Below are 21,671 nucleotides of genomic sequence, written 5' to 3'. Positions count from 1 at the left end.
TTCCTCTCTCCCTCCATCGTTTGCCGCGATGGAGGGAGCGCGAGAGCGCGTGTCACTTCGCGGGCGAGGTCTCGTCGACCCAGAGGTTTTCGACGTTCTGGTGGGTCAGTTCCGTCGCGTTCAACTGAATCCCCTTGAGCCACGGCTGCACCGCCATGACCGCCTTGTTGTAGTTGAAGAACCAGACCGGCGCCTCTTCGTAAAGCAGCGCATTGGCCTTTTGCAGCAGCTGGCCGCGCTTGGCGACGTCGTCGGCCTGCCCGGCCTCATCGAGCAGCTTGTCGAACTCGGCATTTTTGAAGTTCATGTAGTTGCAGGCCGATTGCGGCGTCGACGAGTGGAAGCATTTCAGCGCCGCCTGGGGATCCGGGCCGGTCGCCTGGGAATAGACGAAGGCCTGGTAGTCGCCGCTGCGAACCACCTCCGCCAGCACCGCGGTCTCGACCTGCTTGACCTTCGCCTTGATGCCCACCCTGTCCAGCATCGGGATCACGGCGGTGACGATCGGCAGGCCCCAGCTTTCATTCTGACTTGTGGTCCATTCGAACTCGAAGCCGGTGGGATATCCGGCGTCAGCGAGCAACTGCTTGGCCTTGGCGGGATCGAAGGCATAGGGCTTCATGGTCTTGTCGTAGAGCGGAGAGGTCAGCGGCAGCCAGCTGGTGGCCCGATAGGCCTTGCCCTTGACCAATTTGTTGATGATCAGGTCGGTATCGATGGCATAGTTGATCGCCTGCCGGACGCGCTTGTCGGCGAACGGCTTGAAGGCGGGATTCATTCCCATGTAACGCGTGAAGACCTCGGCGACTTCGACAATGGTGCCCTTGAGGTCGGCGTCGGCCTGATAGGCGACATACTGTGCCGGTCCCAGCACCGAGGTGTCGATTTCCTTGTTGCGGAAGGCGACATCGCGCGCCGCGGCCTCGCCCATGACCGACACGATGAGCTTGTCGGCGTAAGGCTTGCCGGGCTTGTAGAACCGGTCCCAGCGCTCCAGAACAATGCGCGATCCCGGCACGTGCTCGACGAATTTGAAGGGTCCGAGGCCAATCGGCTTCTGGATGAAGCTCTCTTTTGCGGCCTCGTCGGCGGGATAGATCGACGTCAGCGCGTTGAAGAAGTAGAAGCCCGGATCGACCTTCTCGGTCAGCTTCATCTCGAGCGTGAAGTCGTCGATCTTCTTCAGGCCGGAGATTTCCTTGGCCTGGCCCTTTTCGACCGCGGCCGCCCCCTCGATCACGCGGACAAAGCGCGCGCCGGGATAGGCCTTGGTGCCGTCCATGATGCGGTTGTAGGACCAGATGACGTCGTCGGCCGTCATCTGGCGGCCATGGTGGAAATAAGCGTCGTCGCGCAGCTTGAAGGTGTGAACGAGACCTCCGCCCGAAACCGCGTCCTCCTTGGCCAGCTCCAGGACCGGCTTGCCCGCAGCGGAGTCCCAAATGTAGAGCGACCGATGCAGACCCTTGGCGTAGATCTCGTCCTGGGCGCGCTGGGTCGTATGAATGTCCAGGCTGGTGAAACTCGAGCCATAAGGCGCCGTCATGCGGATGGTTCCGCCCTTGCGCGGCGTCTGGGCCTCCGCCGTGGCGGCAAGTGCCAGCCCCAGACCAGCGACGATCGCCATCATCCTGAACGTCATGTTCCCTCCGACCATACAGACGTGCTCCGATCAGCGAGTTGAACATTCGTAGTGTGTCGAATGCAAGCACCTTGAATGGGGTGACGTATGCGAGCGTAGCGCTCGCGAGCTCGCGCATTGTGCGTATGCCCCCTAGCCAGTCGCGAACTCCGGCTGCCAGTCGCGCAGTTTTCGCGCCGCCGCGGTGACATCCGCGATATTCGGGAACGATCCCGTCTCCACCATCATCGCCCTTGCCAGCCGCAGGGCCCGCGTCTCGCAGGCCGCCCGCCTCCGCGGGTCCTCGATCAGCTCGAAATCGATGTTGTGGGCGAGGCCGAAGATGCGGCGGATGGTCTTGGCGGCGGCGAAGCCGACGGTGTCGGCGAACAGGCGCTGCATGTAGGCGTGGCGTTCGGCCTCCAGCCGCGCGGCGCCCTTCTCGGCGGCGAAGAGCGCGGCAGGATAGGCGTCACCGGCGGCTCCAGCACGCCACAGATCGAGGAACTTGCGCGCGAACTCGTTCCATACCGTTTCCACGATCTCCAGCACCCAGCCCTCGAACGCGCGGCGCTCGCCCAGCGAGCGCTCGTGGCCGGAGGAGGCAAAATAGGCCATCAGCAGATTGGCCAGCACTGCGCCGACGTCGAATCCCATCGGGCCGTAGAATGCGAATTCGGGATCGATCACCCGCGTCTGGTTTTCCGTCACCATGACCGAGCCGGTGTGGAGATCGCCATGGATCAGCGCCTCGGGACTCGCCATGAATTTCAGCTTCAGCCGGGAGACCGCGACGTGCAGCTCCATGTCCTCGCGCAGGCTTGCGGCGAGCGCGTCGAGGTACGGCGCGGTCCAGCGGTTCTGCTCGGCGATGCGATAGGGATCGGTGAAGATCAAATCCTCGGTGATCTTGCACAGCGCATGGTTGCCTGCGAAGGCGGCTATGGCGTCCTTCTTCTCGGCAGCAGCGAGCGCGTGATCGGAGGTGAAGAATAGCGTCCGCGCCATGAAGGTGGTGATGTCACTGGCGAAGCGCGGATATTGCGTGCCCGCGACCAGCCCCTTGCGCATGATGATGTGGGGCTCGAGCAGCTCCATCACCGTCAGTGCCAGCGCCTCGTTGTGATGCAGCAGGACCGGCACGAGGCCGGGTGCGAGCTGGGCCTGCTTGGACAGAGCCAGATATTCGTAATGGGCGCGCGACAGCGGCAGCGGCCAGCTCTCGCCGACCAGACGGACATAGGGCAGCGCCTGCTTCACGGCGACGCCGCCGCTTGCGCCCTTGACGATGAAGACGAGGTTGAGATTGCCGTCGCCGACCTCGGTGATCGACCAGGACGGCGGCTCACCGCCGAGCGTTGCCGCCAGCCCCAGGACGCCCGCGAGATAATCCCGCAAGGCCGCTTCATGCAGAATCCGGTAGTCTCCCCGCTCCTCGGCCATGACGATCCCATCCCATGCCTGGCATGGCCGGACCGTTACTCCCGCTCCAGGAAGCTCGAGCCGATCCCGGCCTTTCTTTTGATCGGATCGTAATCACAATAAACGCTGTCCGCCACCAGCGTGTAGCTGGCGCTGACGTGGTATTTATCTGGCTTGACCGAGTTCAGCCCGATCACCGAGGTGCTCTTGCCGCCGTTCCATTTGAACGGCGTCGAGCTCTTCGCCTGCTCGCAGGCCATCACCGCCTCGTTGAAGACGTAGCCCTCCACGAACGCCTTCAGCGTCCGCACCTGCCCGGCCATTCGCCACTCGACGTAGCCGATGGCACCGATGCCGGCGACGATCAGCACCAGAAGCGCAATGACGATCCTCTGAAAAGTCATTCGTTTTCCCCCAAAAGCAATAAACCAAGTGCAAAATTCTAAGCGAGTGATGAGACTAAGCAAGGTCTGTCGCCGAGGCGGTACACCTCTCCCCAGCGGGGAGAGGTCGGATTGCGCAGCAATCCGGGTGAGGGGCCGCAGCGCAAAGCGAAACAAGAACCCCTCACCCGGATCGCATCTTTCGATGCGATCCGACCTCTCCCTTCGGGAGAGGTGAAGCTAGAACGGCATTCCCATCAATTTCGACAAGCGTTCGACTGAGAGATAGCCGGCCTGATAGGCGGCCATGCCGATTCCGTAGATGACCGCCGAGATGATCGTGGTCCAGATCAACTTGCGCCGCATGCCGGTCAGGATCGGCGCGCCGGGATCGGTGCCGGGCGCGCCGACGCCGTCCTCGTGCTGGCTGCGCACGCCGAACGGCAGCGTCAGGAACAGCGCGACCCACCAGATGACGAAGTAGATCGCGAGCGCGGTTGATATCTGGACGGCCATGGTTCGGCCCTACGCCTGCTCGATTTCGACGAGGGCGCCCGAAAAATCCTTCGGATGCAGGAACAGCACCGGCTTGCCGTGCGCGCCGATCTTCGGCACGCCGTCACCGAGCACCCTTGCGCCCTCCTTCACCAGCGTGTCGCGCGAGGCGATGATGTCGATGACCTCGTAGCAGACATGGTGGATGCCGCCGTCGGCATTGCGCTCCAGGAACTTTGCGATCGGCGAGCCGTCGCCGAGCGGCTCGATGAACTCGATCTTGGTGTTGGGCAGCGTCGCGAACACGGTGGTGACGCCATGCTCGGGCAGCGCGACGGCCTCCGAGATCTGTGCCCCGAACGCCGCACCGTAAATCTTTGCGGCCTTGACGGCATCCTTGGTCGCGATCGCGACATGGTTGAGCCGACCCAGCATGTTTCTCTCCCTCAGAGCATGATCCGGAAAAGTGTGAAGCGGTTTTCCGAAAAGATCATGCCTAAATTAGACTGTCAGGACATGTACCAGACAGGGGGGCTTTTTGCCCCAATGTTCGTTGATGACGGCCCGCACCGTGCGGCGGACGGATTCCGCCAGCGCATCCGCATCGCGGCGGCGTGCCTTTGGCAGACCCTCGATGGTCGACATCACGGCATCGAAGACGAGTTCGTCAAAAAGCTCGCCCGCCCTGTTCTTCTCGGGGACGCCGACGAGATCGACCTCGGGATCGTCGGCCAACTCGCCCTGCTCGGTCATGGCGATGGCGACAAAGGCGCAGCCCGAGAATCCCAACCGGCGCCGCTCGACCACCGCGCGCGATTTGGAATCCTCCAGGATCGCGCCGTCCTTGTAGAGGCGGCCCGAGGGCACTTCGCCGATGATGCCGGGATCGCCGGGGCCGAGCTTGATCAGGTCGCCATTGCGGACCACCAGCACGCGCGGCACACCGGCCGCCCGCGCGAGTTTTGCGTGCTCATGCAGGTGCAGGGCCTCGCCATGGACCGGGATCAGGAGCTGCGGGCGCACCCAGGCGATCATGTCGCGCAACTCGTCGCGGCGCGGATGGCCGGAGACGTGGACCAGATGGGTTCGGTCGGTGATGACCTCGACGCCCTGGAGGATCAGATTGTTGATGATCGAGCCGACGGCCTTCTCGTTGCCGGGAATGGTGCGCGAGGAGAAGATCACGCTGTCGCCCCTGTTGAGCGTGATCTCCGGATGGTCGTCATTGGCGATGCGCGCCAGTGCCGCGCGGGCCTCGCCCTGGCTGCCGGTGCAGAGCGCCAGCACCTTGTCCTGCGGCAGATGGCCGTAAATGTCGGTCGAGCGGAAATTCTGCACGCCGTCGAGATAGCCGGTCTCGCGCGCGACCTGCGACACGCGCTCCATGGCGCGCCCGACCACGACGACCTCGCGGTCGGCGGCCTTGGCGGCATCGGCCACGGCTTTGATGCGAGCGACGTTGGAGGCGAAGGTCGTGACCGCGACGCGGCCCTTGGCGGCCTTGACCAGCTCGATGATGGTCTTGGCGACCTCGGCTTCCGAGGGCGAGCGGCCGTCGCGGACCGCGTTGGTGGAATCGCCGATCAGGGCGAGCACGCCCTGATCGCCGAGCTCGCGCAGCCGCTTTTCGTCAGTCGGGCGGCCGATGATCGGGGTCGGGTCGATCTTCCAGTCACCGGTGTGCAGCACCGTGCCGACCTCGGTGTGGATCGCCAGCGCGTGCGATTCCGGGATCGAATGCGCGACCGGGATGAACTCGACGTTGAACGGGCCGATATCGACGCGCCCGCCCGACGGCACAACCGTCACCGGGATCTTCGGCGCGTTGCGCTCGGCGGCGCATTTGGCCTCGAACAGCGCGGCGCTGAACTGCGTCGCGTAGATCGGGCATTTCAGCTTCGGCCAGAGGTCGATGATGGCGCCAAAATGGTCCTCATGGGCATGGGTCAGCACCAGCCCCATCAGGTTCTTGCGCTCCTTCTCCAGGAAGCTGATGTCGGGCATGATCAGGTCGATGCCCGGCAGATGCTCCTCGTCGCCGAAGGAGACGCCGAGATCGATCGCCAGCCAGGCACGCTGCTGGCGGCTGCCGAGGCCGTAGATCGACAGGTTCATGCCGATTTCGCCGACGCCGCCGAGCGGCGCAAATACCAGTTCGTCAGGTTTCGCCATCACGCAGCTCCCACGGAGGCGGCCGAGCCGAAGAACACCTCGCCGGCCGCCACCGGCAGGCGTCGGCCGTCAGCGGTGCGGACGATCAGGCAACCGGTGTCGTCGATGGTGTCAAAAATGCCTTCCAGCGTCGTCGCTCCCGTATTGATCGCGACCCGCTCGCCAAGCCCGGCGGCACGCTCCAGCCACAGTTTGCGAATCTCCGCAAAGCCCCGGCCATTGTCCCAGATGCCGCGGAGCTCCACCCAGGCGTCCGACAGCGCTGAAAACAGCTCTTCCGCGCTGATCTGGACGCCCAGGGCGGCCAGAGACACGGCCGGCGTGGGCGTGCCCTCCGGCGCCGCCACGACATTGGTGCCGATGCCGACGACCACGGCAAGGCGGTCGCCGACGGCTTCGGCTTCGAGCCCGATGCCGACCAGCTTCTTGCCGTTCGCAAGAACGTCGTTCGGCCATTTCAGGGCGTATCTCGGCCTGTCAGGACCGAGCCGCAGCGCGGCCTCGAGGCTGACCTTCTCAAGGGCGGCTTCTTCCGCGAGCCCCGCCGCAAAACCGATCGTGGCGGCGACCGCAGGGGCGACGTCGACGATCTCGAGCACGCTGGCCGCCAGATTGCCGCGCGGCGCGATCCAGGGGCGCTGGCGCCGGCCGCGCCCGGCGGTCTGCTCGGATGTCACGAACCAGGTCGGGCTTCGTTCGCCGGCGCGAGCGCTTGCGATCGCCTCGGTGTTGGTCGAGCCGGTCCGCTCGAAGGCTGCGAGCTTGTAGCCCGCCGACGCTGCGCGAGGACCTAGCGCGAATCCCATCCTAAAACAGCGACTTTGCCGCGGCGGAGGCGACGCTCACCACCGGCCCCGCGAACAGCGCGAACAGAATATTGAACAGGCCCGCGACCGCCAGCACCGTCTTTACCTCGACGCGCACCGGATCGACCTGGCCGGCCGGCTCGTCGAAATACATCGTCTTGATGATGCTGAGATAGTAGTAGGCGCCGACCACGCTGGTCAGCACGCCGATCACCGCCAGCGTGAACAAATTGGCCTTGATCGCCGCGACGAAGACGTACCATTTGGCGAAGAAGCCGGCGAGCGGCGGAATGCCGGCCAGCGAGAACAGCAGCATCGCGAACATGAAGGCGAGCAGCGGATTGGTCCGCGACAGGCCGGCGAAGTCGCTGATCTGCTCGACCGCTTGGCCGTTGCGCCGCATGGCGAGGATGATCGAGAACGAGCCGAGCGTCATCGCGACGTAGATCACGATGTACATCAGGACGCCCTGTGCGCCCTCGACCGTGCCGGCAGCGAGGCCGACCAGGGCAAAGCCCATATGGCCGATCGAGGAATAGGCCATCAGGCGCTTGATGTTGCTCTGGCCGATGGCGGCAAACGAGCCCAACGCCATCGAGGCGATCGCCACGAACACCAGGATCTGCTGCCACTGCGAGACGATGCCGGGGAATGCGGTGAGCGTGACGCGGGTGAAGACGGCGAGCGCGGCGACCTTTGGCGCCGATGCAAAGAAGGCGGTGACCGGGGTCGGCGCACCCTCGTAGACGTCAGGCGTCCACATGTGGAACGGCACCGCCGAGACCTTGAAGCAGAGGCCGGCGAGCAGGAAGACAAGACCAAACACCAGGCCGACATGCGAGACGGTCGCGGCCGCCGCGATGCCGCTGAAGCTGACAGTGCCGGTGAAGCCGTAAATCAGCGAGGCGCCGTACAGCAGCATGCCCGAGGACAGCGCGCCCAGCACAAAGTACTTCAGGCCGGCTTCGGTCGACTTGGCATTATCGCGGTTCGAGGCCGCCACGACGTAGAGCGCGAGCGACATCAGCTCGAGACCGAGATAGAGCGAGATCAAATCGCCGGCCGAGATCAGCACCATCATGCCGAGCGTCGAGAGCAGCACCAGGATCGAATATTCGAAGATGCGGCGCGACGGGTCCGACAGGAATTCGGTCGACAGCACCAGCGTCACGGCCGACCCGATCAGGGCGAGGATCTTCATGAAGCGGGCAAAATCGTCGACGATGAAGCTGCCGCCGAAGGTCACCTGCTTGCCCGCGGGCTGAAGATACACGAGCACGCCGACCGCGACCAGGAGCAGGACCGAAAGCGAAGTGACCGTCTTGGTCGTCTCCTGCCCGCGATAGGCGCCCAGCATCAGCAGTGCCATGGCGCCGACCGCGAGCACGAGCTCGGGCAGCACCGGCGCCAGTTGATAACCTGCAGTCTCAAAGCTCATGACGATATCCTGACCTGCCCGCTCACTGGAGCAGTGCGGCGGCCTTCACGGCCGTCACAGCGGTGTTATAGTTGTTGACGAGTTGCTGGACCGAGGCGGCCGACATGTCGAGCACCGGCTTCGGATAGATGCCGAACAGGATCGTCAGCGCGATCAGCGGAAATAGCGTCAGGCACTCCCGGAAGGTGAGATCCTTCATGCTCATCATCGAGGGCTTGACCAACGCCCCGAATACGACCTTGCGGTAGAGCCAGAGCGCGTAGCAGGCCGACAGGATAACGCCGAAGCTGGCGAAGAACGCGGTCGGGATCGAGACCTTGAAGGTGCCGAGCAGCGTCATGAACTCGCCAACGAAGCCGCTCGTTCCGGGCAGGCCGACATTGGCCATGGTAAAGACCATGAAGGTCAGCGCATAGAGCGGCATCCGGTTGACGAGGCCGCCATAGGCCGCGATCTCGCGGGTGTGCATGCGGTCGTAGACGATGCCGACGCAGAGGAACAGCGCGCCGGAGACGATGCCGTGCGAGACCATCTGGAACACGCCGCCGGCGACGCCCTGCATGGTGCCGGCGAAGATGCCCATGGTAACGAAGCCCATGTGCGCGACCGAGGAGTACGCAATCAGCTTCTTCATGTCGTCCTGCATCAAGGCCACCAGCGAGGTGTAGATGATGGCGATCGCCGAGAGCGTGAACACCAGCGGCGCGAAGTCATACGAGGCCAACGGGAACATCGGCAGCGAGAAGCGCAGGAAGCCGTAGCCGCCCATCTTCAACAGGATCGCGGCCAGCACCACCGAACCCGCGGTCGGCGCCTCAACGTGCGCGTCGGGCAGCCAGGTGTGCACCGGCCACATCGGCATCTTCACCGCAAAGGAAGCGAAGAAGGCCAGCCACGCCCAGGTCTGCAACGAACGCGGCACCGCGGTATGCATCAGGGTCGGGATGTCGGTGGTGCCGCCGTTCCAGTACAGCGCCATGATGGCGAGCAGCATCAGGACCGAGCCGAGCAGCGTGTAGAGGAAGAACTTGAACGAGGCGTAGACCCGGCGCGGGCCGCCCCAGACCCCGATGATCAGGAACATCGGGATCAGGCCGCCTTCGAAGAACAGATAGAACAGCACGAGATCGAGCGCCGAGAAGGTGCCGATCATCAGCGTTTCCAGGATCAGGAACGCCATCATGTATTCGCGGACGCGGTTGGTGACCGCCTTCCAGCTCGCGATGATGCAGAACGGCATGATGGCGGTGGTCAGAATCAACAGCGGCAGCGAAATGCCGTCCACGCCCATGTGGTAGGTAATGCCGGTGGCGAGCCAGTTCGCCTTCTCGACGAACTGGAAATCGGCGTTGGACGGGTCGAAGCGCATCACCAGGATCACCGACACCGCGAAGGTGATCAGCGTGGTCCATAGCGCGATCCAGCGCGAATTGCGCCGGGCGGCCTCGTCATCGCCGCGACTGAGATAAACGATCAGCGCACCGACCAGCGGCAGGAACGTCGTGACCGATAGGATGGGCCAGGTCGTCATTTACTGGCCTCCTAAGCCGAACATGAACCAGGTGATCAGGCCGGCGGCACCGATCAGCATGGCGAACGCGTAGTGATAGAGATAGCCGGTCTGGATCTTGACCACTTGGCGGGTGAGATCGAGCACGCGTGCCGAAACGCCGTCGGGACCGAGGCCGTCGATGATGAAGCCGTCGCCCTTCTTCCAGAGCTGGTAGCCGATCCATTTCGCCGGACGGACGAAGATGATGTCGTAGAGCTCGTCGAAGTACCATTTGTTGAGCAGGAACTGGTACAGCATCGGCTGGGTCTTGGCGAGCTCGACCGGCAGATACGGCCGCCGGATGTAGAACAGATACGACACCAGGAAGCCGAGTACCATCATCACTGTCGGCAGCAAGGCGATGGTCTCAGGGATGTGGTGCATCTCCTCAATGATGTGGGGGTTCATCTTCACCGACTCGCGGAAGAACTCCTCGATGCCGTGACCGGCGAACAGCTCCTTGAACGGGAAGCCGGCCATGATGGAGCCGACCGCGAGCACGCCGATCGGGATCAGCATCCAGACCGGGGCCTCGTGCGCCGCCTCATAGTGATGGTCGTCATGCGGCTCGCCATGGAAGGTCTTGAAGATCAGGCGCCAGGAATAGAACGAGGTCAGGCCGGCGGCGACAACGGTCATCAGGAAGCCGTACATCGCGAACGGATTATGCGCGGCGTAAGCGGACTCGATGATGGCGTCCTTGGAGAAATAGCCGGCGGTGAGCGGGAAGCCGGTGAGCGCGAGCGTGCCGACCACCATCACCGCATAGGTGTAGGGGATCTTGCGCCACAGGCCGCCCATGCTTCGGATGTCCTGCTCATGATGCATCGCGTAGATCACCGAGCCGGAGCCCAAGAACAGCAGCGCCTTGAAGAAGGCGTGCGTGAACAGATGGAACATGCCGACCGAATAGGCCCCCGCCCCCATCGCCACGAACATGTAGCCGAGCTGCGAACAGGTCGAATAAGCGACGATGCGCTTGATGTCGTTCTGGACGAGGCCGATGGTCGCGGCGAAGAACGCGGTGGTGGCGCCGAAGAACATCACGACGGCCTGGGCGTTCGGCGCGAGCTCGAACAGCGGCGACAGCCGCGCCACCATGAACACGCCGGCGGTGACCATGGTCGCGGCATGGATCAGCGCCGAGACCGGGGTCGGGCCTTCCATCGCGTCCGGCAACCAGGTGTGCAGCAGGAACTGCGCCGACTTGCCCATCGCGCCCATGAACAGCAGCAGGCAGGTCAAGGTCAGCGCGTCGGCGTGCCAGCCGAGGAAGTCGATGGTCTTGCCGGTGAGGCCGGGGGCGGCGTGGAAGATGGTCTCTAAATCGGTCGAGCCGGCCAGCATGAAGATTGCGAAGATGCCGAGCGCGAAGCCGAAATCGCCGACGCGGTTGACCACGAAGGCCTTGATCGCGGCCGCGTTCGCCGACGGCTTCTGGTACCAGAAGCCGATCAAGAGATAGCTGGCGAGACCGACGCCTTCCCACCCGAAGAACAGCTGGACCAGGTTGTCGGCGGTCACCAGCATCAGCATGGCGAAGGTGAACAGCGAGAGGTAACCGAAGAAACGTGGCCGGTACGGGTCCTCGTCCATGTAGCCGATGGAATAGAGGTGCACCAGCGAGGACACGGTGGTCACCACCACCAGCATCACGGCGGTGAGCGTGTCGACCCGCAGCGTCCAATAGACCTGGAGGTCACCGGAGAAGATCCAGGGCAACAGCTGGATCCGGGCGTCGTGGTGCATGAAGCCGACGTCGACCAGCGTCATCCAGGACAGCGCCGCCGACACGAACAGGAGTGCCGTCGTGATCAGCTCAGCCGCGCGCGAACCCTGCGCCGGCGGTTCGGCCGGGCCGTGGTCGTCGTGCCCGTCGCCGGGCTCGTGATGGGTCTCGTGGATGACGGACGCATCCTCGTTGATCGTATCGGACACATGCGCCTGCGCGCCGTGACCGTGGTTGTCGTGATGCTCGACCGTGTCGCCTGAGGGGTTACGGGCATGCGCGCCGAAAAGCGAGATCAAGCCAGCAAGAATGGCGCCCAGCAGAGGCAGAAAGACAATTGCCTGAACCATAGCTGGGTTAACCCTTCATCAGATTGACGTCCTCAACCGCGATCGAGCCGCGGTTGCGGAAATAGACCACCAGGATGGCGAGACCGATCGCAGCTTCCGCAGCCGCGACCGTCAGCACCAGCAGCGCGAAGACCTGGCCGACGATGTCGCCGAGGAAGGTCGAGAACGCCACCAGATTGACGTTGACCGAGAGCAGGATCAGCTCGATCGACATCAGGATGACGATGATGTTCTTGCGGTTCAGGAAGATGCCGAGGATGCCGAGCGTGAACAGGATCGCGCCAACCGCCAGATAATGTCCGAGCCCGATCGTCATTTCACCCACTCCGCCGCATCGGCATCCGAGAGCCCCTGCCCCGGCGCCACCTTGCGCATCGCCATCGCCATTTCGGGCGTGCGCGCGTTCTGAACGTTGATGTCCTGCCGCTTCACGCTCGCCTTGTGGCGCAGCGTCAGCACGATGGCGCCGATCATCGCAACCAGCAGCACCATGCCTGCGAGCTGGAAGTAGTGGATGTACTTCGTATAGAGCACGAGCCCGAGCGCCTCGGTGTTGGAGACGTTGGCCGGGATCGCCGCCGTGATGGTCTTGGCGACGCCGGGATTGATGACCCAGAAGCCGACGGTAAGCAGCAGTTCGAACAGGAAGATGCCGCCGATCACCAGGCCGATCGGCAAATACTCGATGAAGCCCTCGCGCAGCTCGAGGAAATCGACGTCGAGCATCATGATCACGAACAGGAACAGCACCGCGACCGCGCCGACGTAGACGACGATCAGGATCATCGCCAGGAATTCGGCGCCCATCAGCACGAACAGGCCGGAGGCGTTGACGAACGCCAGGATCAGGTACAGCACCGAGTGCACGGGATTGCGCGAGACAATCACCATCACCGCCGAGGCGACGCAGACGGCGGCGAACAGATAGAAGAACAGCGCGGGAAGGATCATTGGGCATTCCCCGTCATTCCGGGGCGCGGGCAAAGCCCGCGAACCCGGAATCTAGAGGTTGTGGCGCGAGATTCCGGGTTCGCGCTTCGCGCGCCCCGGAATGACGAGGAGGTGGCGGGAAGGATCATGCTCTCATCTCACCGGTACGGCGCGTCGAGCTCGATCGCTTTGGCGATCTCGCGTTCCCAGCGGTCGCCATTGGCGAGCAGCTTGGCCTTGTCATAGTAAAGCTCCTCGCGGGTCTCGGTCGCGAACTCGAAGTTCGGACCTTCGACGATGGCGTCGACCGGACAGGCCTCCTGGCAGAGGCCGCAATAGATGCACTTCACCATGTCGATGTCGTAGCGCACCGTGCGGCGGGTGCCGTCGTTGCGACGCGGGCCGGCCTCGATGGTGATGGCCTGCGCAGGACAGATCGCCTCGCACAGCTTGCAGGCGATGCAGCGCTCTTCCCCGTTCGGATAGCGGCGCAGCGCGTGCTCGCCGCGGAAGCGCGGCGAGATCGGCCCCTTCTCGAATGGATAGTTCAGCGTCGGCTTCGGCTGGAAGAAATAGCGCATGGCGAGGAAGAACGCCGAGACGAATTCCGACAGCAGAAGCGAGCGTGCAGTGGCGTTGATGTTGATACCCATGACGGCCCTCACTTCGGCGCGATGCCGGCGAAATGCAGCACGCCCGCCACCACGATCACCATCGCCAGCGACAGCGGCAGGAATACCTTCCAGCCGAGGCGCATCAGTTGATCATAGCGGTAGCGCGGCACGATCGCCTTTGCCATCGCGAACAGGAAGAACATGAAGAACACTTTGAGCGAGAACCAGATGATCCCCGGCACCCAGTTGAAGGGCGGCAGGTCCACCGGCGGCAGCCAGCCTCCGAGGAACAGGATCGTGGCCATCGCGCACATCGTGACGATCGCGACATACTCGCCGAGCATGAACAGCAGATACGGTGTCGATCCGTACTCGACCATGAAGCCGGCGACGAGCTCTGACTCCGCTTCGACGAGGTCGAAGGGCGGACGGTTGGTCTCCGCCAGCGCCGAGACGTAGAACACCACGAACATCGGGAACAGCGGCCAGACGTACCAGTTCAGGATGGTGAGCTGCGGCAGCCCGATCAGACTGGCGAGGCCGCGCGCATGCTGCGCCTCGACGACCGCCGACAGGTTCAGCGTGCCGGCGCAGAGCAGCACCGTGATGATGACGAAGCCGATGGAGACCTCATAGGACACCATCTGCGCCGCCGAGCGCAGCGCGGCCAGGAACGGGTATTTCGAGTTCGACGACCAGCCGGCCATGATGATGCCGTAGATCGACAGCGACGAGATCGCAAAGATGAAGAGGATGCCGACATTGATGTCGGAGATCACCCAGCCGAGATTGGTCGGGATCACCGCCCAGGCCGCAAGCGCGAGCACGCAGGACACCAGGGGCGCCAGCAGGAATACGCCCTTGTTGGCGCCGGACGGGATAATCGGCTCCTTCAGTACGAACTTCAGCAGATCGGCGAAGGACTGGAACAGGCCCCAGGGGCCGACCACGTTCGGGCCGCGCCGGATCTGCACCGCCGCCCAGATCTTGCGGTCGGCGAGCAGAATGTAGGCGATCGCGACCAGCAGCACGACGAGCACCAGCACGCTCTGCGCGATCATGATGATCAGCGGCCAGAGGAAGCCGGTCCAGAATGCGCTTTCGAAGAATTCCATCAGCTCACTCCGCTGCGGTCAGCATCTGCCCGGAGGCAAGCCGCGAGCATTCCGCCATCACGGCGGACGCACGCGCGATTGGGTTGGTCAAATAGAAGTCCTCGACGAGCGGCTTGAACGGCGTCTTCTCCGTCGTGCCGCCCTTCCCCGCCAGCTTCTTGATCTGGTCGACGGAGCCGGCCTCGATCTGATCGAGACGGATCAAATGCGGCACTGCCTTGAAGATCGCCTGGCGCAACGCGGACAGCGAGTCATAGCCGAGCTTCTTGCCGAGCGCTTCCGACAGCGCGCGGATAATCGCCCAATCCTCGCGGGCCTCGCCCGGCGGGAACGCGGCGCGGCCGGTCATCTGCACGCGACCTTCGGTGTTGACGTAGATCGCGGACTTCTCGGTATAGGCGGCCGCCGGCAGGATCACGTCGGCGCGATGGGCGCCGCGGTCGCCATGGGTGCCGATATAGACGACGAAGGTGCCGTCCGGCGCCTTGATCTCGTCGGCGCCGAGCAGGAACAAGAGGTCGAGCGTACCGAACGTCGTCATCTGCGCCGCATTCAGCCCGCCGGGACCCGCGACGAAGCCGATATCGAGCGCGCCGACGCGCGAGGCGCTCTCGTGCAGCACGCCAAAGCCGTTCCAGCCGTCCTTGACCGCGCCGACATCGAGCGCGAGGTTGGCGGCGCTGGCGAGAATGGCGGCGCCGTCATGACGCGAGGCCGCGCCCGCCCCGACCAGGATGATCGGATTCTTGGCGTTCTTCAGCACGTCCATGAAGGAGTGCTTGCCGGCCGCGAGCTCACCGAGGGTGTCGGTGCCCGCGCCGAGATGGTCGTAAGTATAGGTCAGGTCGGCCTTGGCGCCGATCACGCCGACCTTGAAGCCGCCGGCGCGCCAGCGCTTGCGGATGCGGGCGTTGAACACGGCCGCCTCCTTCCGCGGATTAGAGCCGATGATCAGCAGCGCATCGGCCTGCTCGACGCCCACCAGGGTCGGATTGAAGATGTAGGAGCCGCGGCCGAGCGCGGGATCGAAGGCGTCGCCGCCCTGCACCGCCAGATTGCCCGAGCCGTATTTTGCCAGCAGGTCCTTCAGCGCGAACATCTCTTCGACGCCGGCGAGATCGCCCGCGATCGCGCCGATCCGCTTGCCGTCGGTGCGCGCCGCCTTGGCGGCGATCGCGGCAAAGGCCTCCTGCCAGCTCGCCGCGCGCAGCTTGCCGGCTTCGCGGATATAGGGACGGTCGAGACGCTGGGTGCGCAGGCCGTCGACGACGTGACGGGTCTTGTCGGAGATCCACTCCTCGTTCACGGCCTCATTGATGCGCGGCAGGATACGCATCACCTCGCGGCCGCGGGTATCGACCCGGATCGCCGAGCCGATGCCGTCCATCACGTCGATCGACTGGGTCTTGCCGAGCTCCCACGGGCGGGCGGCGAAGGCGTAAGGCTTCGAGGTCAGCGCACCGACCGGGCAGATGTCGACGAGGTTGCCCTGGAGTTCCGAGCTCAGCGCGTGCTCGAGATAGGTCGTGATCTCCATGTCCTCGCCGCGGCCGGTGGCGCCCATCTCGGGGGCGCCGGCGACTTCCGCCGAGAAGCGGACGCAGCGCGTGCACTGGATGCAGCGGTTCATCGAGGTCTTGACCAGCGCGCCGAGATATTTATCCTCGACCGCGCGCTTGTTCTCGGCGAAGCGGCTGGTGTCGACACCATAGCCCATCGCCTGATCCTGGAGATCGCACTCGCCGCCCTGGTCGCAGATCGGGCAGTCCAGCGGATGGTTGATCAGCAGGAATTCCATCACGCCTTCGCGTGCCTTCTTCACCATCGGCGAACGCGTGGAGATTTCCGGCGGCTCGCCCTTGGGACCCGGACGGCAGTCACGCACGCCCCAGGCGCAGCTGGCGACCGGCTTCGGGCCGCCCTTCACTTCGACGAGGCACATCCGGCAGTTGCCGGCGATCGACAGCCGCTCGTGATAGCAAAAGCGCGGAATCTCGGCGCCGGCGGCCTCGCACGCCTGGAGCAGCGTGTACTCCGGCGGGACATCGATCTCTTTGCCGTCGATGATGAGCTTGGTCATTCTTCCTACTCCGCCGCGACCATGTTCACGGGATCGCGGACGCCGATATCGTCGATGTCGGACTTGTGCGAATACTGGTCGATGCGCGCTTCGATCTCATGACGGAAATGCGCAATCAGGCCCTGGATCGGCCAGGCGGCTGCGTCGCCGAGCGCGCAGATGGTGTGGCCCTCGACCTGTTTGGTCACTTCGAGCAGCATGTCGATCTCGCGCTTGTGGGCGCGCCCCTCGGCCATGCGAGAAAGCACGCGCCACATCCAGCCCGTGCCCTCGCGGCACGGCGTGCACTGGCCGCAGCTCTCGTGCTTGTAGAAATAGGAGATACGGGCGATGGCTCGGATCAGGTCGGTCGACTTGTCCATCACGATCACGGCGGCGGTGCCGAGGCCCGAGCGCAGCTTGCTCAGGCTGTCGAAATCCATCGGCGTATCGATGATCTGCTCGGCCGGCACCATGCGCACCGAGGAGCCGCCGGGGATCACGGCCTTGAGGTTGTCCCAGCCGCCGCGGATGCCGCCGCAATGCTTCTCGATCAGCTCACGGAACGGAATGCCCATGGCCTCTTCGACGTTGCAGGGACGCTCGACATGGCCGGAGATGCAGAACAGTTTTGTGCCGACATTGTTCGGACGGCCGATGCCGGCGAACCAGGCCGCGCCGCGGCGCAGGATGTCCGGTGCAACCGCGATGGACTCGACGTTGTTGACTGTGGTCGGACATCCGAACAGGCCGACATTCGCCGGGAACGGCGGCTTCAGCCGCGGCTGGCCCTTCTTGCCCTCGAGGCTTTCGAGCAGCGCAGTTTCCTCGCCGCAGATATAGGCGCCGGCACCGTGCGCGACGTAGATGTCGAACGGCCAGCCGTTGATATTGTCCTTGCCGACCAGCTTGGCCTCATAGGCCTGGTCGATCGCGGCCTGGAGGTGCTCGCGTTCGCGGATGAACTCGCCGCGGACATAGATGTAGCAGGCATGCGCGTTCATCGCGCAGCTCGCGATCAGGCAGCCCTCGATCAAGAGATGCGGATCGTGCCGCATGATCTCGCGATCCTTGCAGGTGCCGGGCTCGGACTCGTCGGCATTGACGACGAGATAGCTCGGCCGCCCGTCGGTCGATTCCTTCGGCATGAACGACCATTTCAGCCCGGTCGGGAAGCCGGCGCCACCGCGGCCGCGCAGGCCCGACGCCTTCATCTCGTTGATGATCCAGTCGCGGCCCTTATCGATGATGGCCTTGGTGCCGTCCCAGGCGCCGCGGCGCCGCGCCCCCTCGAGCCCCCAATCATGGAGGCCGTAGAGGTTCTTGAAGATGCGATCCTTGTCCTCGAGCATTTCAGTGCTTTCCGATCAACGGTTGGCTTGCTTGTAGGCAAGCCCGGCCGCGCAGACGGCGAAGGTCAGCGCCCAGAGCAGACTGGATTCCAGCGACGCGCTCATCGTGAAGCGCTGAAGCAGGAAAATGAACGTGGCCGCCACGGCGGCATGCAAGGCGATGAAGCCCCATTTCTTCATGGCGTCGCCCCTCCCCGCTTCCGGTCTCGCGAGATCACCCATCAGGTGGTCTCCTTCAGCGTCGTCGGCCCGCCGATCGGCGCCGAGAACTGGCGGCCGTTCTGCGGACCGGGCTTGGGCGGATTGCCCGAAGCGAAGCCGTCGAGCACCTTGCCAAAGCTCTCCTTGGTCAGGTCCTCATAGGTGTCCTTGCCGATCAAGACCATCGGCGCGTTCACGCAGGCCCCCAGGCACTCCACCTCTTCCCAGCTGAAATTGCCGTCCTTGGAGAGATGGAAGGGATCGTGATGGATCCGGCTCTCGCAGACATGGATCAGGTCCTCGGCCCCGCGCAGGCGGCACGGCGTGGTGCCGCAGACCTGGACGTGGGCCTTCTTGCCGACAGGAGCGAGCTGGAACATCGTGTAGAAGGTCGCAACCTCGAGCACGCGGATATAGGGCATGTCGAGCATGTCGGCGACGACGCGGATCGCGGCTTCCGAGACCCAGCCCTCGTGTTGCTCCTGCGCGCGCCAGAGGATCGCAATCACAGCCGAAGCCTGGCGTCCGGCCGGATATTTCGCGATCTGCTGCTTGGCGAACGCGAGGTTCTCCTCCGTGAACGCAAAGCTCGCGGGCTGGACTTCCTTCGGTGCTAATCGGCGGACGGACATATCTTCAATCTCTCACTGCATGCGGCGCGCGGACTTGGCATTCAGGTTCTTGGCATTCAGGGCATCGATCCTGTCCTGCCAGAATGCGCTTGCGGTGCCGAAAACGTTGTAGCCGACGTGGGTCGAGACCTTGATGCGATCGAGGATCGACAGCTCGGTCACGGTCTCCATCCGGTTGCTGCGCGGATCGAACACGATCAGCTTCAGCGGGGTCTGCTCGAGGATGAAGCGCGACACCGCGTGGGTCGGATCGCTGCCGTGCTCCTCGCACATGATGACGCTGTCGGCCTCAAGCAGCCGGGCGCCGCCCTTGATCGCCTCGATCTCGACGCCCTCGACGTCGAGCTTGATCAGATATTTGCCGGTGCCCGCGACCTTGCCGTCATCGATCAAATTGTCCAGCGCGATGACCGGGACCTCCTCGCCCGCCGCATTATCGCCGGCGATACTGAAGGCCTCATGCTTGGTGCCAGACAGCCGCGCGGTGCCGCGGGCCGCGCCGATCGCGCATTTCATGGTCTCGAAACGGTTGCCGTTGACGCGGGCATTGTTAGCAAGCTTCGGATAGTTCTGCCCTGACGGCTCGATCGCGATCGCCTTGTGGGCGCCGAACGGCTTGCTCGAGACCAGCACCGACCAGTAGCCGTAATTGGCGCCGCAATCGAGCAACGTGTAGTCGACATCGATGGAGTCCACGAACAACAACTCGAGCTCGTCCTCGTAATTGTAGGAGCGGTTGAGCAGCTTGCTCCAATAGCCGTCGCCGTAGGGAAATTCGAACACGGCGTCGGGGTTGAGCTTGATCGCAATGTTGCGCTCGGGCAGCGTTTTCCGCAGCAGGTTGGCGCAGGCGATATAGCCCATGTGCGAGAAGTGCGACGAGATCTTCGATCCCGTCACCAGCGCCAAGGCAGCCGTCCGCTCCCACAGGTTGGCCCCTTCAAGGGCCCCCGAGGCACGGTCAAACTGGATCGGCGCCTGCGCCATCACCGATCGACCTCTCCGAACACGATATCGAGCGAGCCGAGGATCGCCGAGACGTCTGCGAGCAGATGGCCGCGGCAGATGTGATCCATGGCCTGAAGATGCGCAAACCCCGGCGCACGGATCTTGCACTTGTAGGGCTTGTTGCTGCCGTCGGAAACGAGATAGACGCCGAACTCGCCCTTGGGCGCCTCGACCGCGGCATAGACCTCGCCGGCCGGCACGTGGACGCCTTCGGTGTAGAGCTTGAAGTGATGGATCAGCGCTTCCATTGAGCGCTTCATCTCGCCGCGGCGCGGCGGCGCGACCTTGTTGTCCTCGACGACGACGGGCCCCTGCCCCTCCGGCGCCTTCAGCTTCTGGAGGCACTGCTTCATGATGCGTACCGACTGACGCATCTCTTCCATGCGGATCAGATAGCGGTCGTAGCAGTCGCCGTTCTTGCCGATCGGGATGTCGAAATCCATTTCGGCGTAGCACTCATAAGGCTGCGACTTGCGCAGGTCCCAGGCCGCGCCCGAGCCGCGCACCATCACGCCCGAAAAACCCCACTCCCAGGCTTGCTTCAGCGGCACCACGCCGATATCGACGTTGCGCTGCTTGAAGATGCGGTTGGCGGTGAGCAGCCGGTCGAGGTCCTCGACCACCTTCAGGAACGGATCGCACCAGGCCTCGATGTCGTCGACCAGCTTCTGCGGCAGATCCTGGTGCACGCCGCCGACCCGGAAGTAGGCCGCGTGCATGCGGCTGCCGGAAGCGCGCTCGTAGAACACCATCAGCTTCTCGCGCTCTTCAAAGCCCCACAGCGGCGGGGTGAGCGCGCCGACGTCCATCGCCTGCGTGGTGACGTTGAGCAGATGCGACAGGATGCGTCCGATCTCGCAATAGAGCACGCGGATCAACTGGGCGCGTCGCGGCACCTCGATGCCGAGCAGCTTTTCGGCCGCGAGGCAGAACGCGTGCTCCTGATTCATCGGCGCGACGTAGTCGAGCCGGTCGAAATACGGGATCGCCTGGAGATAGGTCTTCTGCTCGATCAGCTTCTCGGTGCCGCGGTGAAGCAGGCCGATATGCGGGTCGACGCGCTCCACCACTTCGCCGTCCAGCTCGAGCACCAGGCGCAGCACGCCGTGCGCTGCCGGATGCTGCGGCCCGAAATTGATGGTGAAATTGCGGAGTTCTTGCGGTTGCTGGTTCATGGTCAGCTCTTCGGCCCCGCTTTTTCATCGCCTGGAAGGACCGGATAGTCGCCCCCCTCCCACGGCGAGAGGAAATCGAACTTGCGGAATTCCTGGTTGAGCCGCACCGGCTCGTACACCACCCGCTTCTCCTGGTCGTCGTAGCGGACCTCGACGAAACCGGTGAGCGGAAAGTCCTTGCGCAGCGGATGGCCTTCGAACCCGTAATCGGTCAAGAGGCGGCGCATGTCGGGATGGCCGACGAAGATCACGCCATAGAGGTCGTAGGCCTCGCGCTCGAACCAGTCCGCGCCGGGAAACACTTCGATCAGCGACGGCACCTGCGTGGTCTCGTCGGCCTGGGCCTTCAGCCGGATCCGCGTGTTCAGTGCCGGTGACAGGAAGTGATAGACCACGTCGAAACGCTTTTCGCGGTCGGGGTAGTCCACCGCCGTGATGTCGGTGAAGTTGATGAAGCGGCAATTCGGATCGTCGCGGAGATACTTGACCACCTCGACGATCTTGCTGACCTCGACATCAACCGTGAGCTGGTTGAACGCCACGGAGTGACCGGTGGCGGCGCCCGCAAGCGCGCTAACGATCGTTTGCCCAAGGGCGTCAAGCTTGCCATCGTCCAT

General features: G+C 64.0%; 21 protein-coding genes. All 21 read right to left on the bottom strand.

All coding sequences use genetic code 11. The features are described from left to right. Positions 1-52: 52 nt before the first annotated feature. Positions 53-1,642 carry an ABC transporter substrate-binding protein gene (locus GWG65_RS29410; protein WP_275199005.1) on the bottom strand — a complete coding sequence of 530 codons (1,590 nt, stop codon included), beginning with the start codon at positions 1,640-1,642 and terminating at the stop codon, positions 53-55. A 132-nt stretch (positions 1,643-1,774) separates the two neighbouring features. After that, the gene (mtnK, locus tag GWG65_RS29405; protein ID WP_275199004.1) at positions 1,775-3,064 is read right to left on the bottom strand and encodes an S-methyl-5-thioribose kinase; all 1,290 of its coding nucleotides are present in this window, start codon (positions 3,062-3,064) and stop codon (positions 1,775-1,777) included. Positions 3,065-3,099: 35 nt separating this feature from the next. After that, positions 3,100-3,447 carry a hypothetical protein gene (locus GWG65_RS29400; protein WP_275199003.1) on the bottom strand — a complete coding sequence of 116 codons (348 nt, stop codon included), beginning with the start codon at positions 3,445-3,447 and terminating at the stop codon, positions 3,100-3,102. Positions 3,448-3,666: 219 nt separating this feature from the next. Next, positions 3,667-3,942, bottom strand: coding sequence for a DUF1467 family protein (locus GWG65_RS29395; protein WP_275199002.1), 276 nt, complete (start codon positions 3,940-3,942; stop codon positions 3,667-3,669). A gap of 9 nt (positions 3,943-3,951) precedes the next feature. Further along, on the bottom strand, positions 3,952-4,356 hold the full coding sequence (mce, locus tag GWG65_RS29390; protein ID WP_275199001.1) for a methylmalonyl-CoA epimerase: 405 nt from the start codon (positions 4,354-4,356) through the stop codon (positions 3,952-3,954). Positions 4,357-4,422: 66 nt separating this feature from the next. After that, entirely contained in the window at positions 4,423-6,093 is a 1,671-nt protein-coding gene (locus GWG65_RS29385) for a ribonuclease J (protein WP_275199000.1), read from the bottom strand. After that, the gene (locus tag GWG65_RS29380) at positions 6,093-6,899 is read right to left on the bottom strand and encodes a biotin--[acetyl-CoA-carboxylase] ligase (RefSeq protein WP_275198999.1); all 807 of its coding nucleotides are present in this window, start codon (positions 6,897-6,899) and stop codon (positions 6,093-6,095) included. Before GWG65_RS29380 ends, GWG65_RS29385 begins: the two co-directional genes overlap by 1 nt. A gap of 1 nt (position 6,900) precedes the next feature. Further along, positions 6,901-8,337: an NADH-quinone oxidoreductase subunit NuoN gene (gene nuoN / locus GWG65_RS29375; RefSeq protein WP_275198998.1), complete on the bottom strand. Its 1,437-nt coding sequence runs from the start codon at positions 8,335-8,337 to the stop codon at positions 6,901-6,903. 22 nt (positions 8,338-8,359) lie between these two features. Then, a complete protein-coding gene (locus GWG65_RS29370; RefSeq protein WP_275198997.1) occupies positions 8,360-9,868 on the bottom strand; it encodes an NADH-quinone oxidoreductase subunit M in 1,509 nt (502 codons plus the stop codon). Next, positions 9,869-11,968, bottom strand: coding sequence for an NADH-quinone oxidoreductase subunit L (gene nuoL, locus GWG65_RS29365; RefSeq protein WP_275198996.1), 2,100 nt, complete (start codon positions 11,966-11,968; stop codon positions 9,869-9,871). A gap of 7 nt (positions 11,969-11,975) precedes the next feature. Further along, positions 11,976-12,284 (bottom strand): NADH-quinone oxidoreductase subunit NuoK, encoded by a 309-nt coding sequence (gene nuoK, locus GWG65_RS29360; RefSeq protein WP_008136131.1) that lies wholly within the window; start codon positions 12,282-12,284, stop codon positions 11,976-11,978. Next, positions 12,281-12,919 carry an NADH-quinone oxidoreductase subunit J gene (locus GWG65_RS29355; protein ID WP_275198995.1) on the bottom strand — a complete coding sequence of 213 codons (639 nt, stop codon included), beginning with the start codon at positions 12,917-12,919 and terminating at the stop codon, positions 12,281-12,283. Before GWG65_RS29355 ends, nuoK begins: the two co-directional genes overlap by 4 nt. Positions 12,920-13,056: 137 nt before the next feature. Then, the gene (gene nuoI / locus GWG65_RS29350) at positions 13,057-13,545 is read right to left on the bottom strand and encodes an NADH-quinone oxidoreductase subunit NuoI (protein WP_275199039.1); all 489 of its coding nucleotides are present in this window, start codon (positions 13,543-13,545) and stop codon (positions 13,057-13,059) included. A gap of 14 nt (positions 13,546-13,559) precedes the next feature. Next, positions 13,560-14,627: an NADH-quinone oxidoreductase subunit NuoH gene (gene nuoH / locus GWG65_RS29345; RefSeq protein WP_148743646.1), complete on the bottom strand. Its 1,068-nt coding sequence runs from the start codon at positions 14,625-14,627 to the stop codon at positions 13,560-13,562. 4 nt (positions 14,628-14,631) lie between these two features. Beyond that, entirely contained in the window at positions 14,632-16,707 is a 2,076-nt protein-coding gene (gene nuoG / locus GWG65_RS29340) for an NADH-quinone oxidoreductase subunit NuoG (RefSeq protein ID WP_275198994.1), read from the bottom strand. A gap of 5 nt (positions 16,708-16,712) precedes the next feature. Further along, positions 16,713-18,038, bottom strand: coding sequence for an NADH-quinone oxidoreductase subunit NuoF (gene nuoF, locus GWG65_RS29335; RefSeq protein ID WP_275198993.1), 1,326 nt, complete (start codon positions 18,036-18,038; stop codon positions 16,713-16,715). Positions 18,039-18,053: 15 nt separating this feature from the next. Then, positions 18,054-18,260, bottom strand: a complete 207-nt coding sequence (locus GWG65_RS29330; RefSeq protein ID WP_275198992.1) for a hypothetical protein — start codon at positions 18,258-18,260, stop codon at positions 18,054-18,056. Continuing rightward, positions 18,260-18,871: an NADH-quinone oxidoreductase subunit NuoE gene (gene nuoE, locus GWG65_RS29325; RefSeq protein WP_148743650.1), complete on the bottom strand. Its 612-nt coding sequence runs from the start codon at positions 18,869-18,871 to the stop codon at positions 18,260-18,262. The genes GWG65_RS29330 and nuoE overlap by 1 nt, the downstream gene beginning before the upstream one ends. A gap of 12 nt (positions 18,872-18,883) precedes the next feature. Further along, positions 18,884-19,858 carry an FkbM family methyltransferase gene (locus GWG65_RS29320; protein ID WP_275198991.1) on the bottom strand — a complete coding sequence of 325 codons (975 nt, stop codon included), beginning with the start codon at positions 19,856-19,858 and terminating at the stop codon, positions 18,884-18,886. After that, complete coding sequence (locus GWG65_RS29315) at positions 19,858-21,054, bottom strand: NADH-quinone oxidoreductase subunit D (protein WP_275198990.1); 1,197 nt, start codon at positions 21,052-21,054, stop codon at positions 19,858-19,860. The genes GWG65_RS29320 and GWG65_RS29315 overlap by 1 nt, the downstream gene beginning before the upstream one ends. A 2-nt stretch (positions 21,055-21,056) precedes the next feature. Next, positions 21,057-21,671: an NADH-quinone oxidoreductase subunit C gene (locus tag GWG65_RS29310; RefSeq protein WP_275198989.1), complete on the bottom strand. Its 615-nt coding sequence runs from the start codon at positions 21,669-21,671 to the stop codon at positions 21,057-21,059.

Origin of the sequence: Bradyrhizobium sp. CSA207 (assembly GCF_029051685.1) — a bacterium.
In the GTDB taxonomy this organism is placed as follows: domain Bacteria; phylum Pseudomonadota; class Alphaproteobacteria; order Rhizobiales; family Xanthobacteraceae; genus Bradyrhizobium.
This window is presented reverse-complemented; position numbering and strand designations above follow the sequence as displayed.

Bases quoted from the DNA above. Each gene is read 5' to 3' on its own strand.
- GWG65_RS29410 (WP_275199005.1), bottom strand. From the start codon at position 1,642: ATGACGTTCAGGATGATGGCGATCGTCGCTGGTCTGGGGCTGGCACTT.
- mtnK (WP_275199004.1), bottom strand. From the start codon at position 3,064: ATGGCCGAGGAGCGGGGAGACTACCGGATTCTGCATGAAGCGGCCTTG.
- GWG65_RS29400 (WP_275199003.1), bottom strand. From the start codon at position 3,447: ATGACTTTTCAGAGGATCGTCATTGCGCTTCTGGTGCTGATCGTCGCC.
- GWG65_RS29395 (WP_275199002.1), bottom strand. From the start codon at position 3,942: ATGGCCGTCCAGATATCAACCGCGCTCGCGATCTACTTCGTCATCTGG.
- mce (WP_275199001.1), bottom strand. From the start codon at position 4,356: ATGCTGGGTCGGCTCAACCATGTCGCGATCGCGACCAAGGATGCCGTC.
- GWG65_RS29385 (WP_275199000.1), bottom strand. From the start codon at position 6,093: ATGGCGAAACCTGACGAACTGGTATTTGCGCCGCTCGGCGGCGTCGGC.
- GWG65_RS29380 (WP_275198999.1), bottom strand. From the start codon at position 6,899: ATGGGATTCGCGCTAGGTCCTCGCGCAGCGTCGGCGGGCTACAAGCTC.
- nuoN (WP_275198998.1), bottom strand. From the start codon at position 8,337: ATGAGCTTTGAGACTGCAGGTTATCAACTGGCGCCGGTGCTGCCCGAG.
- GWG65_RS29370 (WP_275198997.1), bottom strand. From the start codon at position 9,868: ATGACGACCTGGCCCATCCTATCGGTCACGACGTTCCTGCCGCTGGTC.
- nuoL (WP_275198996.1), bottom strand. From the start codon at position 11,968: ATGGTTCAGGCAATTGTCTTTCTGCCTCTGCTGGGCGCCATTCTTGCT.
- nuoK (WP_008136131.1), bottom strand. From the start codon at position 12,284: ATGACGATCGGGCTCGGACATTATCTGGCGGTTGGCGCGATCCTGTTC.
- GWG65_RS29355 (WP_275198995.1), bottom strand. From the start codon at position 12,919: ATGATCCTTCCCGCGCTGTTCTTCTATCTGTTCGCCGCCGTCTGCGTC.
- nuoH (WP_148743646.1), bottom strand. From the start codon at position 14,627: ATGGAATTCTTCGAAAGCGCATTCTGGACCGGCTTCCTCTGGCCGCTG.
- nuoG (WP_275198994.1), bottom strand. From the start codon at position 16,707: ATGACCAAGCTCATCATCGACGGCAAAGAGATCGATGTCCCGCCGGAG.
- nuoF (WP_275198993.1), bottom strand. From the start codon at position 18,038: ATGCTCGAGGACAAGGATCGCATCTTCAAGAACCTCTACGGCCTCCAT.
- GWG65_RS29330 (WP_275198992.1), bottom strand. From the start codon at position 18,260: ATGGGTGATCTCGCGAGACCGGAAGCGGGGAGGGGCGACGCCATGAAG.
- nuoE (WP_148743650.1), bottom strand. From the start codon at position 18,871: ATGTCCGTCCGCCGATTAGCACCGAAGGAAGTCCAGCCCGCGAGCTTT.
- GWG65_RS29320 (WP_275198991.1), bottom strand. From the start codon at position 19,858: ATGGCGCAGGCGCCGATCCAGTTTGACCGTGCCTCGGGGGCCCTTGAA.
- GWG65_RS29315 (WP_275198990.1), bottom strand. From the start codon at position 21,054: ATGAACCAGCAACCGCAAGAACTCCGCAATTTCACCATCAATTTCGGG.
- GWG65_RS29310 (WP_275198989.1), bottom strand. From the start codon at position 21,671: ATGGACGATGGCAAGCTTGACGCCCTTGGGCAAACGATCGTTAGCGCG.